General features: G+C 63.0%; 14 protein-coding genes. 13 read left to right on the top strand and 1 reads right to left on the bottom strand.

Features of this window, described 5'->3' with window-relative positions; translation table 11 throughout:
* Positions 1-2: 2 nt before the first annotated feature.
* Genes JHL16_RS24895 through JHL16_RS24880 form a run of 4 tightly spaced genes read left to right on the top strand, consistent with a single transcriptional unit; the run spans position 3 to position 1,889 of the window.
* Positions 3-401, top strand: coding sequence for a hypothetical protein (locus JHL16_RS24895; protein WP_200187597.1), 399 nt, complete (start codon positions 3-5; stop codon positions 399-401).
* 44 nt (positions 402-445) lie between these two features.
* A complete protein-coding gene (locus tag JHL16_RS24890; protein ID WP_200187596.1) occupies positions 446-1,030 on the top strand; it encodes a rod-binding protein in 585 nt (194 codons plus the stop codon).
* 8 nt (positions 1,031-1,038) lie between these two features.
* Complete coding sequence (locus tag JHL16_RS24885) at positions 1,039-1,413, top strand: hypothetical protein (RefSeq protein WP_200187595.1); 375 nt, start codon at positions 1,039-1,041, stop codon at positions 1,411-1,413.
* Positions 1,407-1,889 carry a hypothetical protein gene (locus JHL16_RS24880; protein ID WP_200187594.1) on the top strand — a complete coding sequence of 161 codons (483 nt, stop codon included), beginning with the start codon at positions 1,407-1,409 and terminating at the stop codon, positions 1,887-1,889. Before JHL16_RS24885 ends, JHL16_RS24880 begins: the two co-directional genes overlap by 7 nt.
* A 211-nt stretch (positions 1,890-2,100) precedes the next feature.
* Here the strand turns inward: JHL16_RS24880 and JHL16_RS24875 are convergent, their stop codons facing one another.
* A complete protein-coding gene (locus JHL16_RS24875; RefSeq protein ID WP_200187593.1) occupies positions 2,101-3,000 on the bottom strand; it encodes a LysR substrate-binding domain-containing protein in 900 nt (299 codons plus the stop codon).
* Positions 3,001-3,133: 133 nt separating this feature from the next.
* Between JHL16_RS24875 and JHL16_RS24870 the strand changes: the two genes are divergently transcribed.
* From JHL16_RS24870 to JHL16_RS24830, 9 genes are all read left to right on the top strand, one after another.
* A complete protein-coding gene (locus JHL16_RS24870; RefSeq protein WP_200187592.1) occupies positions 3,134-4,372 on the top strand; it encodes a M24 family metallopeptidase in 1,239 nt (412 codons plus the stop codon).
* A 121-nt stretch (positions 4,373-4,493) separates the two neighbouring features.
* On the top strand, positions 4,494-5,534 hold the full coding sequence (locus tag JHL16_RS24865; protein ID WP_200187591.1) for an ABC transporter substrate-binding protein: 1,041 nt from the start codon (positions 4,494-4,496) through the stop codon (positions 5,532-5,534).
* 77 nt (positions 5,535-5,611) lie between these two features.
* The gene (locus JHL16_RS24860; RefSeq protein WP_200187590.1) at positions 5,612-7,702 is read left to right on the top strand and encodes an acetate--CoA ligase family protein; all 2,091 of its coding nucleotides are present in this window, start codon (positions 5,612-5,614) and stop codon (positions 7,700-7,702) included.
* 10 nt (positions 7,703-7,712) lie between these two features.
* Positions 7,713-8,522: an enoyl-CoA hydratase/isomerase family protein gene (locus tag JHL16_RS24855; RefSeq protein ID WP_200187589.1), complete on the top strand. Its 810-nt coding sequence runs from the start codon at positions 7,713-7,715 to the stop codon at positions 8,520-8,522.
* Between the two features lie 8 nt (positions 8,523-8,530).
* Entirely contained in the window at positions 8,531-9,442 is a 912-nt protein-coding gene (locus JHL16_RS24850; RefSeq protein WP_200187588.1) for an ABC transporter permease, read from the top strand.
* Positions 9,439-10,257: an ABC transporter permease gene (locus tag JHL16_RS24845; RefSeq protein WP_246771162.1), complete on the top strand. Its 819-nt coding sequence runs from the start codon at positions 9,439-9,441 to the stop codon at positions 10,255-10,257. The genes JHL16_RS24850 and JHL16_RS24845 overlap by 4 nt, the downstream gene beginning before the upstream one ends.
* 22 nt (positions 10,258-10,279) lie before the next feature.
* Positions 10,280-11,407: an arginase family protein gene (locus tag JHL16_RS24840; RefSeq protein ID WP_200187587.1), complete on the top strand. Its 1,128-nt coding sequence runs from the start codon at positions 10,280-10,282 to the stop codon at positions 11,405-11,407.
* On the top strand, positions 11,404-12,465 hold the full coding sequence (locus tag JHL16_RS24835; RefSeq protein ID WP_200187586.1) for an ABC transporter ATP-binding protein: 1,062 nt from the start codon (positions 11,404-11,406) through the stop codon (positions 12,463-12,465). The genes JHL16_RS24840 and JHL16_RS24835 overlap by 4 nt, the downstream gene beginning before the upstream one ends.
* 31 nt (positions 12,466-12,496) lie before the next feature.
* On the top strand, positions 12,497-13,486 hold the full coding sequence (locus JHL16_RS24830) for an MDR family oxidoreductase (RefSeq protein WP_210346090.1): 990 nt from the start codon (positions 12,497-12,499) through the stop codon (positions 13,484-13,486).
* Positions 13,487-13,491: the final 5 nt, after the last annotated feature.

Below are 13,491 nucleotides of genomic sequence, written 5' to 3'. Positions count from 1 at the left end.
TCATGCAGAACCGTCTGCGTTCCCTGTCGCGCATCCTCAAGGTCCAGGCCGAGCTGCACCGCACCGAGGAGCGCAAGCTTGGCCTGCTGAAGCAGCGCGAGGCGGCATTGGGGGAGGAGCGGGTGGAGCTCCTCGGCGCCCTCGACCGGCACGACACGCTTTACGGCGCCTTCATCTACCCAATGGCGAAACGCCTGCGCGCCATCGAGGAGGAAGAGGCGAATGTGAAGCGCGACCAGGACGTGGTCGCGGGACGGCTGCGTGAGCGGGCGAAGCAGAAGAAACATACGGAACGGCTTCATGCGAGCATGCGGGGAGCCTGGAGCCGGGCCGAGGAGCAGCGCGAGCTCGTCGACCTGATCGAACGGGCGGCCCTGCCGGCCAAGACCAGCCTCCCGTAAGCTTCGTCTGGCAAATTCGGAGTCCAATCGGGAGAACTCTGCCCATGGCGATCAAACCGCCCTCTGATATCGTGCTCGATGTCGTCAGGGCCGCGGATCCAGTCCGGCGGCAGGCGGCGGCCGACAAGCTCACTGGCCAGCCCGGCACCGAGGCGACACGGCACGAATTCGCCAGTTTTGTCGGCGACGTCCGGCCGGTGCCGCAGTCGGGCGCCTGTGGCCCGCGGCAGGATGCCGGGGATGTGCCGGACGCCTACCGGAATTTCGAGGCCTTCTTCATCCAGAGCTTCGTCGAGAACATGCTGCCCAAGGGCTCGGAAGCCAATTACGGCTCCGGCACCGCCGGCGATGTCTGGCGTTCGCAGCTGGCGGAGAAGATCGGCACCGAGATCGCCGAGAGCGGCGGCATCGGCGTGGCCGACCGGCTGCTGGCGAATGAGGCGCGAAAGGCGGCCGGACCGGAAGAGGGACCGGAGGCCGGCTTCTCCTTGTCGGAGTCGATCTCGCGCGCCGCGCCTTTTGGCGGCTGGGCGAGCTATCTGCCGTTCCTGGACGGCCAGCTGGTGAAGGCGGAGACGGTCTGGCCCGGCGAACCGGCCGAGACCGAAAAACTGCGTGATGAAGGGTGATGAATATAATGTCTTCTGTGTCCTTGCCGACGGGTGCCCTCAACGAGGCGATGGAGCGTATCGGGGCGGTCATCGATTCCGAGACGGCGGCGCTGCGCGAGATGCGGGTCGTCGACCTGCAGGATTTCAACAACCGCAAGAGCCGCGGTCTGCTTGACCTGATGCGGGCCATCCGTGCGCTCGATGGCGGGCGCCCGGACGAGGTGACAGCGTCACGACTGAAAGCGCTCAAGGCCAAGCTCGCGACCAATCAGGCGGCGCTGGCAATGCATCTGTCCGCCGCCAGGGAGATCACCACGCTCGTCGCCCAGACGATCCGTGACAGCGAGTCCGATGGCACTTATTCCAATCGCATGCCGGCGCCGGACAAGAACCCGTGGTAAAATTCCTCCTGGTCGGCATCTGGGCCTGCCTGGTAACGCTGGGCGCCAGCTACGCCACCGTGCTGTGGCAGGCCGATGCGCCGGTCGACGCCAAGGCGGACGAGTTCTTCGGTGGTCTCGATTATGTGAAGACCAATCCGATCAGCGTGCCGATGCTGTCGGAAGGCGAGATCAAGGGGTATGTCATCGCCCAGTTCGTCTTCACCGTCGATGGCGCCACCTTGCGCAAATTGTCGGTGCCGCCGGATGTCTTCCTCGTCGATGAGGCCTATCGCGCCATCTTCGCCTCGGGGGACAAGATCGACTTCAAGCGCCTCGATAAATACAATGTCGATGAATTGACCAAGCAGATGGCGGCCAAGGTCAATGAACGTTTCAAGACCGAGCTGGTCAAGGATGTCCTGGTCGAGCAGCTGAATTATCTCGCCAAGGACGAGGTCCGCTTCAATTCATTGGTCGAGAAGAAGAAAGAATAGGCCGCGAGGCAAGGCTGCTCCTGGTTTCCCCCTCTCCTGTCCGCAGGATGGGAGAGGGTGGCCGAAGGCCGGGTGAGGGCTCGTTGCTTCAGGCCGATTTGCTTTTCAGAAGAGCCCTCATCCGCCCTGTCGGGCACCTTCTCCCATTGCTGCGCAACGGGAGAAGGGAAAAGTTGGATGATCTTCCCGCCTTTCACATGACCCCTCCGCCTCACGGTGACACAGCACGGATCGGCGTTTCCGCCACTTTGCGCATGAACCAGCGTTTGAAGCTCTGCACCATGTCGCTGCTCTGGCTGTGATAGGGCGTCACGATGCAGAAGGGCGCCGGCGCCGGCACTGAGATCGGCAGCGCCCGCACCAGGCTGCCCTCGCGCAGATCGCGATCGACCAGAATCTCATCCCCGATCGCGATGCCGCAGCCGCCGCGCGCCGCCTGGTGGGCCACGAACGTGTCGCCGAGATACATGTGGGATTTCGGCTGGAAACCTTCATGGCCGAGGCCGGCGAGAAAATGCTTCCAGTCCGCCCCATCATAATTCCCGTGAATGAGAATATGGCCGCGCAGATCCTCGATGCTGGTGAGACGGTCGCTGCGATGCAGGAGGCCCGGGCTGCAGACGGGAAAATAATTCGTATGAATGTGGGTGACTTCCTTCTCGCCCGGCACATGCACGGGCCGCCAGGAAATGATGAGGTCGACGGTCTCGTCAATCTGATCGATCGGGACCCACGAGAACTCGGCGAGCTGATTCTGCTCGATGAACTCCGCGACATATTCGAGGATGGGCGCGCTGGCGATCGCCGGGGTGGTCGCGATCTTGAGGCTGCGGTCGCCGATATCGCGGTTGATCTCGCTGAGCACGCTTTCGATTTGGTCGAGTGAGGTGGTGACCGTTTCGAGCAGCCGCCGTCCGCGCGGCGTCAGCTCGAGCTTGCGGCCGTTCTTTTCGAACAGCGCCGTTTCCACCTGCTCGCCGAGACAGCGCAATTGGTGGCTGACCGCGCTGTGGGTGACCAGAAGCTCGCGCGCCGCCCGCTGCAGATTGCCGTTCCGGCCCACCGCTTCGAAGGCGACCAGACTGTTCAACGAGGGCAAATGGCGCCGCATTTCAGCTTTCCAAATATGTTCATATTTCTCAACTATATGATGAGAATTACGGGTTTGACAGCAAAATTATCTCACATCAATCTCCCTGCCAAGCAACTGAAAAATCACTGCCGGTTTTGGCCAGAGGGGGAAAATGAGAAAGAATTTCAACGAGGTACTTGCGAATGTCGAAAACCATCGCGAAGCCCCGTTCCCACGCGAGGAATATGCCGATCGTTTGACGCGGGTCAGAGCCGGCATGGCCGCCCGCAAGCTCGATCTTCTCTTCGTCAGCGCGCCCGAAAGCATCTTCTATCTGACCGGCTTCCAGGCCGAATGGTATCAGGCGCAAAGCGGCCGTCCCTTTCCGCCCTCGAGCGGCATCGCCATCCGCGCCGATCGCGACGACTTCATTCATTTCGAGACACCGAGCGAGGCCATCCTGTCGCGCGTGTCGACCATATCGAGCGACATCCGTATTTTCCCGATCGGCACGCGCCGCGACGGCTTGACCTTCATCATCGATGAATTGCGGGCAGCGGGCTACCTGAAGGGGACGGCCGGCCTCGAGCGCTACAATTACCGGCCGAACCCGATCGTCAGCGAGCAATATGTCTTGGCCTTCCAGAAGGAAGGAATGGCCGTGGTCGATGCGACCGACATCATTCGCGAAGCACGCCACATCAAATCGCCGCTCGAGATGAAATGCATCGAGGAAGCGACCCGCATCGCCGATATCGGCATGATCGCCGCGAAAGAGACGATCCGTCCGGGCGTTACCGAACTCGAAGTCTTCGGCGAGATGATCGCCGCGATGACGCGCGCCGGGGGCGAGTTCCCTGGCATCCTGCCGCCGGTGATGTCGGGCTTCCGCGCCAATTGCAGCCATCCGATCGCGACCCGCAAGAAGATCGCCAAGGGTGAGCGAGTCAATGTCGATGTCTGCGGGGTCTACAACCGCTATCACAGCAATATGGCGCGCGGCTTCTTTGTCGGCGACCCGCCCAAGGATGTCCTCGATTTCCACAACCGCGTGGCGGCGGTCTTCAAGGCGATCGAGCCGGTTCTGCGGCCGGGCATGGAAGTCGCGACCCTCATCGACACCGCTCATGCCTATTATGCCGAGCAGGGTTTGCTCGACGAGGCCTATTGGATCGGCGGCTATGAGCTGGGCGTCGCCTTCCCGCCCGACTGGGTCGGGCCTTTCATCTACGACAAGAGCATCTCGAAGCCGGGCGAAAAGTTCCTGCCGATGACGGTCGTCAATCACGAGGCGGTGTTCTTCGGTCCGCGCCAGAGCGGCCTGTCGCTCACCATCGACACTTTCATTTTCTCAGCCGAGGGAGCGCGCATCGCCAGCCGGATCCCGCGCGATCTCTGCGTGCTGGATTGAACCGAAGGGCAACGGTCAGTTTAGAGCATCGGTCCGAAGAGTGCGCGCGGTTTTCGGATAAACCGATGCGCAATAATGAAAGTAGAAGTCCGTGTCACATAACAAGCAAAGGGAGGAACTTATGTTTACAAGAAAATTTTTTGCGTTGGCTCTGCTGACGTCGAGCGCGCTGCTGGGGGCAGGAGCTGCTCACGCAGAGGAAAGCATCACGGTCGCCTCATGGGGCGGCGTCTATCAGGATGCCGAACGGGCCGCTTTCTTCGAGCCCGCCGCGAAAGCGCTCGGCATCACCATAAAGGAAGAGACGCTCTCCGGCATCGTCGATGTCCGGCTTCAGGTCCAGTCGGGCGCGGTGACGTGGGACATCGCCGAGCTTGGCAGCTCGGATTGCGCGCAAGGCGCCAAGGAGGGCCTGTTCGAGACGCTCGACTTCACTGTGATCAACAAGGACGGCTTCGTCCCCGGCAGCTTCAGCGATCACTGGGTCGGCTCGATGTTCTATTCGGTCGTGCTGGCCTGGAACAAAGCAAAATACGGCGCCAATCCGCCCAAGAACTGGGCCGATTTCTGGAATGTCGAGAAATTCCCCGGCACGCGCTCGCTCCATAACAGCCCCGGCGGGCCGCTGGAGCTCGCGCTGATCGCCGACGGCGTCGAAAAGGACAAGATCTATCCGCTCGATGTCGACCGCGCCTTCAAGAAGATGGAAGAGATCAAGCCCGCCATCACCGTATGGTGGACATCGGGCGCCCAGACGACCCAGCTGCTCAAGGACCGCGAGGTCGACATGATCGCCATCTGGGTGAGCCGCGCGATCGCGGCCCAGAAGGCCGGCGCCGAGGTTGACTTCACCTTCGACCAGGGCGAGCTCGATTATGGCTGCTTCGTCATCCCGAAAGGCTCGAAGAAGAAGGACCTCGCCATGAAGGCGCTGGCGCAGTTCACCTCGCCCGAGCTCCAGGCCAACATCCCGCAGCATATCGATTACGGTCCGATCAACATAAAGGCCTTCGATACCGGCAAGATTCCGCCGGAAAAGCTGCCCGGCCTGAACTCCTCGCCAGAAAACACGGACAAGCAGTTCGTTTATGACGCCATCTGGTGGGGCGATCATGGCGGTGAATTGCAGGAGCGCTGGGACGACTTTCTGACCCAGAAATAACTGCCGGGGAGAGTATCCGGGTGCGACGGGTGCTCTCCTCCCCATCTCAAAATATGTGCTCACTATCGGAAGACTTCATGAGTCATCGGCTTGATCCTTTGCTGCGTCCGCGATCTGTCGCCCTTGTCGGGGCGTCGCCGAAACCGGGCTCCTATGGGCGCGGCATGATCGAGGCCTGCCGTGAGGCGGGATTCGAAGGGAGCATCTCGCTCGTCAATCCGGGATACGAACGGATCGACGATCTCGCCTGTTATCCCGATCTCAAATCACTTCCGCATGTCCCGGATCACGCCGTGCTGATGGTGGCGAATGCCCGTATCGAGCGGGTCTTGAGCGACGTGATCACCGCCGGCGTCAAGGCCGCGACCATCTTCGGCAGCGGTTATCTCGACGACGGCAATGAGGTGCCTTTGCTTGATCGCCTGAAGGCGCAGGCCCGCGAGGCTGGGCTCCTGGTCTGCGGCGGTAACGGATCGGGCTTTTATAATCGCGTCCACAAGGTGCGGTTTCAGCTGGGCGGAAGCGGAGCACAGGCGCCGGGTCCTGTCACCTTCATCTCACAGTCAGGATCGATCTGGGCGGCGGTGAACGAAAATGACGGCCGCCTCGGCTTCAATCTCACCGTCTCGTCGGGCCAGGAGATCGCCACCGATGTCGCCGACTACATGGATTTCGCGCTGAGCCTCGAAACCACGCGCGCCATAGGTCTGTTCATCGAAACCGTGCGCAGCCCGGAAAAGTTCGTCGCCGTTCTCGAGCGCGCCGCCGCGGCCGATGTGGCGGTCGTGATCAACAAGGTCGGTCGCAGCGAGGCGGCCAAGCGATTTGCCGTCAGCCATTCCGGCGCCATTGCCGGCGACGCCGCCGTTTATGACGCCATCTTCAAGCGCTATGGCGCGATCAGCGTCAACGACCCCGACGAGCTCGTCGCCTGCCTGCAATTGTTGTCCTGCGGCAAACGCCTGCGCGGCACCGGCTCGGTGGTGGCGATCACCGATTCCGGTGGTGAGCGCGAGTTGCTGACCGACATCGCGACGGAGCAGGGCGTGACCTTCGCCGAGCTCACCGATGCGACACAGGCGAAACTCGCCGGTCGCCTCGAATATGGCCTGACGCCCGAGAACCCGCTCGATGCCTGGGGGACGGGCCACGGCTTCGAGGACATTTTTCACGATTGCATGCGGTCGCTCCTCGAAGATCCCCAAGCCGCGCTCGGCATCTGGGTCGCCGATCTGCGCGATGGAACGCGTTATCACGAGCATTACGCCACTGCGGCGGCCCGGATCGCCGCTGAGAGCGACAAGCCGCTGGCTTTCGCCACCTGTTTCGCCAAGGCGCGCAACACCGGTCTCGCGACGCGGCTGCGCGATGCCGGTGTTCCGGTGCTGGAAGGTATGCGCGGGGCCATGATCGCCACGCGCGCCGCGCTCGACTATCGGGCCTTCCGCGCGCGCCCGGCGAGCTCGCCGCCATTGCCGCCCGCGTCAGACGTCGTGGCGCGCTGGCGCAAACGGTGTGAGGCCGGTGCCACCTTCGATGAAGCGGAAGGGCTGGCGCTGCTGAAAGACTTCGGCATCCCTGTCGTGGCACATCGGCTGGCGACCAACCGCGCCGAGGCCGTGGCGGCGGCCGAAGCGATCGGATTCCCGGTTGCGCTGAAGACGGCCGAGCCCGGCATCAATCATAAATCGGATGTCGGCGGCGTCAGATTGCGCCTCGCCGATCGGGATGCGGTCGCCGCCGCTTATGATGATATCGCCGGGCGGCTGGGCCCGCGTGTTCTCCTGGCCGAGATGGCGGCCCCTGGTGCCGAGGTCGCACTGGGCTTCGTCGCCGATCCGCAATTCGGTTCGGTGGCGATGATCAGCGCCGGCGGCGTCCTCATCGAGATCCAGAAGGATGCCGTGCTTGCCATCCCGCCTTTCGACGTGCGGGAGGCGCAGGGTTTCATCGACCGGCTGGCGATGCGCAAGGTTCTCGACGGCGTGCGCGGCAAGCCGGCCCTCGATGTCGCAGCTTTGACTGAGGCCTTTGCCCGCTTTTCGGTCATGATTTCGCATCTCGGCGAATTCCTCGCCGAAGTCGACGTCAACCCTCTCATCGTCGGCGAGAAGGGAGTCCGGGCGGTCGATGCCCTGATCGTCCCGCGCCGGCCACAAAGCAATTAATGGAGAAAACATGTCAGACGAATTTCTGAAGGAAGTCACCGACCGGGTCGCTCATGTCCGGATCAACCGGCCGAAGGCCATGAACGCCATACATCCCGGTATGATGCGCGATTTCAAGGCGCTGATCCGTGAGCTCGACGAGGATCCAGCGATATCGGTGATCGTACTCTCCGGCGTCGGCGATCATTTCGGCGCCGGCTATGATCTCAAATTCAAATGGGGCGAGCATTATGGCCGCAGCGTTCTCGGCCAGCGCCGCATGCTGCAAGACTGCGTCGATTTCGAATATGCGCCCTGGGACTGCAGCAAGCCGGTGATCGCCATGGTGCGCGGCTATTGCCTGGCCGGCAGCTGCGAGCTCGCCATGATGTGCTGTGTGACGATTGCCAGCGACAATGCCAAATTCGGCGAGCCGGAAGTGCGTTTCTCGACATCGCCGCCGGCGGTGATCATGCCGTGGATCGTCGGGCTCAAGAAAGCGCGCGAGCTGCTCTATACGGGCGACACGATCGACGCTGAGCAGGCGCTGCAATGGGGCATGGTCAACCGGGTCGTTCCGGACCAGAAGCTCGAAGAGGAAACTTTCAAGCTGGCCCGCCGCATGTCGGCCATCTCGATCGAGGCGCTGCAGACGACGAAGGCCTCCATCAACAAGGGCGCCGAGATCGGCGGCCTGCGCAATGCGATCACCTATGGCATCGAGCAGGGGGCGATGCTCGATGCCTCCGATACCGAGGCGCTGCGCACGTTCGATGCGGTCCGCAAGAAGGATGGGCTCGGCGCCGCGATCAAATGGCGGGAGAGCCAGTTCGAGGGTTGAATGACGGCATGACCGCGGCGAGCTATTTTACGGGATCGGACGAGGCGGGCAGTGCCGCCACCCTCAAGGATGACGAACGGCGCGAAAGGCTCGCCATTGCCGGCCTTTCGCTCCCAGCGTTGTTGCTGGTCGCGGTCTGCCTGATCATCCCGGTCGGCAGTCTCCTGGCGCTGTCTTTCATCGGCGCGCAGGGCAATCTGTCTCTGGAGAACTATCAGCGCCTGATCGACAACAAGGCCTATCTGGCGATCTTCCTGACCACCTTCGAAATCTCGGCGGTCATCACCCTCATCTGCATGCTTCTCGGCTATCCGCTCGCCTATTTTATCACTCTGCTGCCGCCCCGCGCCGTCGGCTTTGCGATGCTGGCGATCATCCTGCCCTTCTGGACCTCGCTCCTGGTCAGGACCTATGCCTGGATGGTGCTGCTGCAGAAGCAGGGGCTGGTCAACAGCACGCTGCTCAAGCTCGGCGTGATCGACGAGCCAATTGCACTCCTCCATAATTATGCCGGCACCGTCATCGGCATGTCGCATATCATGCTGCCTTTCCTTGTTCTGCCGCTTTACGGCGCGATGAAAGCGATCGATCACGATCTCATCCGCGCCGCGGCAAATCTGGGCGCCGGTCCGATCGTGCGATTCTGGACGGTGAGTTTCCCGCTGTCCTTGCCGGGGCTCGGCGCCGGCGCGCTGATCGTCTTCGTCCTGTCGCTCGGCTTCTATGTGACGCCGGCGTTGCTCGGCGGCGGCAAGGTCACCATGGTGGCGATGCGCATCCAGAAGAGTGTCGCGCTCTATCCGAATTGGGGTGCCGCCAGCGCACTGGCTGTCGTGCTGCTCGTGGTGACCGCTCTGGTGCTGCTGCTCGGCCTGTGGATCTGGCGGCGCAACCGCGGCAACCGTCCGGTGATGTCATGATCCGCTGGCTCACCTCACCGGCCTGGGACCAGGTGGCCCATTACCGCCGCCTGTGGCTCTATGCCATCGCCATCCTCGTCATGATCATTCTGGTCGCGCCGACGCTGATCGTGATTCCGATGTCCTTCTCGGATTCGAAATACCTGACCTTCCCGCCGACCGGATGGTCGCTCGGCTGGTATCGGACCTTCTTCGAGTCCTCCACCTGGCTGATGGCCACCAAGACCTCTCTCCTCGTGGCGGTCTTCACGGTCCTGGTCGCGACCCCGCTCGGCACGCTGGCCGCCTATGCCATTCATGAATCGCGGCTCGCCGCGATGTCGGGCGTGCATGCCGTTCTCCTGTCGCCGATGATGGTGCCGGTCATCATGGTGGCGATCGGGCTCTATTTCATCTATGCGCGCCTGGAGCTGCTCAACACCAAGCTCGGCCTCGTTCTCGCCCATGCCATGCTGGCGATCCCCTTGGTGGTGATCACCGTGCTGGCCGGTCTCAAGACCTATGACATGAACCAGGAGAGGGTGGCCCGCAGTCTGGGCGCCCCGCGCTGGCTCGCCTTCTGGACGGTGACCTTGCCGCAGATCCGTCCGGCCATCCTCAATGCCGTGCTGCTGTCCTTTCTCACCTCGCTCGATGAGGTCAATGTCGCCTTGTTCATCTCGGGCGGCGAGAATTCGACTGTCACGCGGGTCATGTTCAATTCGTTGCGCGACGAGATCGACCCGCTGATCACCGTGGTGTCGACATGCCTGGTGCTGGTTTCGGTGACGATCGTATTGGTGGTACAGCTTGCCAATCGGAAGTCGCACCAATGACCTTGACCCATGGAGTACCGGGATGACGCCTGAACGCCTTGCAGTTTTCTTCGACGATATCGTGCTTGCTGTGCGTACGCCCGACGGGCTGTTCGATCAGATGCCGTCTCCCTTGCTCGACTATCAGCTGCCCTCGGTGGAAGGGCCGGATCGCATCGCCAATATGCGCTCCATCCTGAAGCGGGGGCCGATGGCGGGAGATATCGATTGGTTTCCAGGGCACGCGGCCACCGACGCCGAGATCCTGCTCTTTCATGAGGCGCCCTATCTCGCGACCGTGAAGGAGTGGGACAAGGAAGGTGCCTGGGCAACGAGCACGACCTATTTGCCCAAAGGCGGCCTCGCGGCGGTGCGTGCCTCAGCCGGCTGCGCGATCGATGCGGTTCGCCATGTCCTCGCCGGCAAGGTCCGGCGCAGTTATGCGCTGGTGCGCCCGCCAGGCCATCATGCCGCGCCCGCAGTGGCCGACGGCTATTGCTTCGTGAATGCGGTCGGTGTGGCGGCACTCGATGCTTTGTCGCGCGGCTGCCGGCGCGTCGCCGTGGTCGACTGGGACGTCCATCACGGCAATGGCACGCAGGAAGGTTTCTATGAGCGCGCCGACGTGCTGACGATCTCCATCCATATGGACCATGGCCCCTGGGGAGCTTCGCATCCGCAGACGGGCGGCGTGGACGAGGTCGGCCGCGGGACGGGGAAGGGCTACAATATCAATCTGCCGCTGCCCATGGGCTGTGGCGACGACACCTATATCCATCTGACGGAGACCTGCGTCCTTCCGGCGCTCGATCGTTTCAAGCCTGATCTCATCATCGTGGCCAATGGCCAGGATGCCGGGCAGTTCGATCCGAACGGTCGTCAGCTGGTCACCATGCGCGGCTTCCATCGCCTGGCGGGGCTTCTGCGTGATGCCGCCGACCGGCTGTGCGCGGGGCGCCTCGTCGCCATTCAGGAGGGCGGCTACAACCCGGCGCATGCCGCCTTCTGCGCTTACGCCATTGCCGCCGGCCTGACCGGCCACGCGCTCGATATCAAGGACCCGCTGGCGTTCTATCCCGAGGATGGCCCGCTCGCCGAAGCCATCGTCACGGTCCTGGTGAAGCGCCATCCGCTGGCGGCCCAGTGGTTTGCCAAGACGGAGAAGACATGACCTCGCTTCCGATCAGCATTCGCTCTCTCACCAAGGCACATGGCGCGCTGACTGTGCTCGACGGTGTCGATCTCGATGTCCGCAGTGGCGAGTTCATGACGCTGCTCGGACCCTCGGGCTCCGGCAAGACGACCTTGCTGATGGTGATCGCGGGTTTCATACGTCCCTCATCCGGCCAGGTGCTGGTCGGCGACAAGGACATGACGCGGGTGCCGCCGCATCGGCGCGATCTCGGCATGGTGTTCCAGAATTATGCGCTCTTCCCGCATATGACGGTCGGCGAGAATGTCGCTTATCCGTTGAAGCGCCGCTCCTATTCGAAGGCGGAGATCGCGGATAAGGTCAACGCCGCGCTCAAGATCGTGCAGCTCGAGGCGTTGAGCGAGCGTTATCCGAGCCAGCTGTCGGGTGGCCAGAAACAGCGCATCGCGCTCGCTCGCGCCGTGTCCTTCGACCCGCGTATTCTCCTTATGGATGAGCCGCTGTCCGCCCTCGACAAGAAGCTGCGTGAGCATATGCAGATCGAGATCCGTGATCTGCATGACCGCCTCGGCATCACGACGATCTATGTGACGCATGATCAGCGCGAGGCGTTGACCATGTCGGACCGCATCGCTGTGATCAATGAAGGGCGTATCGCCCAGGTGGATGCCCCGGCCGCCCTTTATGAGAAGCCGAAGAACCTGTTCGTCGCCGACTTCATCGGCGATTCGACCATTCTGCCGCTGCATCGCGAGGCCGGCCGGCTGATGCTGAACGGCGCGCCGATCCATCCGGGCTGCGCCCCCGAGGCGATCGGCACCGCGCCGCATCTGGTGATCCGGCCCGAGAAACTCGAAGTGCTGCGCGACGGCCAGCTGCCGGCCGGACAGAATCTCATCGAAGGGGCCTTGCGGAGCGCGTTGTTCCAGGGTGACTCCGTCCTGGTGCAGGTCGAGCTCGCCGATGGCGCCGTGCTCTCTTTGCGACAGCCGGGGCGTCACAATCTGCCCGAGCCCGGGCATCGCATTAGGCTCGGCCTGCCCATCGCCGATACGGTTGTCCTGGCCGGCGCCTGAAATCTCGAACAACAGCGAAGAGTATTCCATCATGAGCTTCAGAGCTTTGGTCGTCGACAAGAACGCCGACGGCACTGTCACATCGAGCATCCGTGAGCTGGAGGAAGACCAGCTTCCCGCCGGCGATGTCGTTGTGAATGTCGACTATTCGACCCTCAATTACAAAGACGGACTCTGCCTGACGGGCGGTGGCGGTCTGGTCCGCACCTACCCGCATGTGCCGGGCGTCGATTTCGCTGGAACGGTCGAAAGCTCGGCCGATGCGCGCTACCGGCCTGGCGACAAGGTCGTCCTCACCGGCTGGCGCGTCGGCGAGGTCTGGTGGGGCGGTTACGCCGAGAAAGCCAAGGTCAAGGCCGACTGGCTGGTGCCGCTGCCGGAGGGACTGACAACGCGCGAGGCGATGGGTGTCGGCACCGCGGGGCTCACCGCGATGCTGGCGATTTTGGCGCTCGAGGAGCATGGCCTCTCGCCGGATCGTGGTCCGGTGCTCGTCACCGGTGCCACGGGGGGTGTCGGCTCGGTCGCGACGGCGCTTCTCGCGGCGCGTGGTTATGAGGTGGCGGCCGTGACGGGCCGGGCGGGAAGCGAGGCCTATCTGAAGGAGCTCGGCGCCGGCCGCATCGTGCCGCGAGCCGATCTCGCGGAAATCTCGAAGCGCCCGCTCGAAAGCGAAAGCTGGGCCGGTGCCATAGATAATGTCGGCGGCGCCATGCTGGCGCGCCTGCTCGGCCAGATGAAATACGGCGCCTCGGTTGCGGCCGTCGGTCTCGCCGGCGGCGTACAGCTCCCGGCGACCGTGATTCCCTTCCTGCTCAGGGGCATCAATCTCCTGGGGATCGATTCCGTCATGCAGCCTGTCGCGCGCCGCGAGGCCGCCTGGCGGCGCATCGCAACCGACCTGCCGCGCGACAAGCTCTCCACCATGACGAGGGTGGTGCGGCTCGAAGACATCGCGGAGCTGGGGCCGGCGATCCTCAAGGGCGAGGTACGCGGGCGGGTTGTCGTCGCTGTCCGCTGACAGCT

The organism is Taklimakanibacter albus (assembly GCF_016595235.1).
Classification (GTDB): domain Bacteria; phylum Pseudomonadota; class Alphaproteobacteria; order Rhizobiales; family Aestuariivirgaceae; genus Taklimakanibacter; species Taklimakanibacter albus.
This window is presented reverse-complemented; position numbering and strand designations above follow the sequence as displayed.

Excerpts from the sequence above, each read along its gene's own strand:
- JHL16_RS24890 (WP_200187596.1), top strand. The coding sequence starts at position 446 with ATGGCGATCAAACCGCCCTCTGATATCGTGCTCGATGTCGTCAGGGCC.
- JHL16_RS24855 (WP_200187589.1), top strand. The coding sequence starts at position 7,713 with ATGTCAGACGAATTTCTGAAGGAAGTCACCGACCGGGTCGCTCATGTC.
- JHL16_RS24875 (WP_200187593.1), bottom strand. The coding sequence starts at position 3,000 with ATGCGGCGCCATTTGCCCTCGTTGAACAGTCTGGTCGCCTTCGAAGCG.
- JHL16_RS24835 (WP_200187586.1), top strand. The coding sequence starts at position 11,404 with ATGACCTCGCTTCCGATCAGCATTCGCTCTCTCACCAAGGCACATGGC.
- JHL16_RS24885 (WP_200187595.1), top strand. The coding sequence starts at position 1,039 with ATGTCTTCTGTGTCCTTGCCGACGGGTGCCCTCAACGAGGCGATGGAG.
- JHL16_RS24895 (WP_200187597.1), top strand. The coding sequence starts at position 3 with ATGCAGAACCGTCTGCGTTCCCTGTCGCGCATCCTCAAGGTCCAGGCC.
- JHL16_RS24860 (WP_200187590.1), top strand. The coding sequence starts at position 5,612 with ATGAGTCATCGGCTTGATCCTTTGCTGCGTCCGCGATCTGTCGCCCTT.
- JHL16_RS24865 (WP_200187591.1), top strand. The coding sequence starts at position 4,494 with ATGTTTACAAGAAAATTTTTTGCGTTGGCTCTGCTGACGTCGAGCGCG.
- JHL16_RS24830 (WP_210346090.1), top strand. The coding sequence starts at position 12,497 with ATGAGCTTCAGAGCTTTGGTCGTCGACAAGAACGCCGACGGCACTGTC.
- JHL16_RS24845 (WP_246771162.1), top strand. The coding sequence starts at position 9,439 with ATGATCCGCTGGCTCACCTCACCGGCCTGGGACCAGGTGGCCCATTAC.
- JHL16_RS24870 (WP_200187592.1), top strand. The coding sequence starts at position 3,134 with ATGAGAAAGAATTTCAACGAGGTACTTGCGAATGTCGAAAACCATCGC.
- JHL16_RS24850 (WP_200187588.1), top strand. The coding sequence starts at position 8,531 with ATGACCGCGGCGAGCTATTTTACGGGATCGGACGAGGCGGGCAGTGCC.
- JHL16_RS24840 (WP_200187587.1), top strand. The coding sequence starts at position 10,280 with ATGACGCCTGAACGCCTTGCAGTTTTCTTCGACGATATCGTGCTTGCT.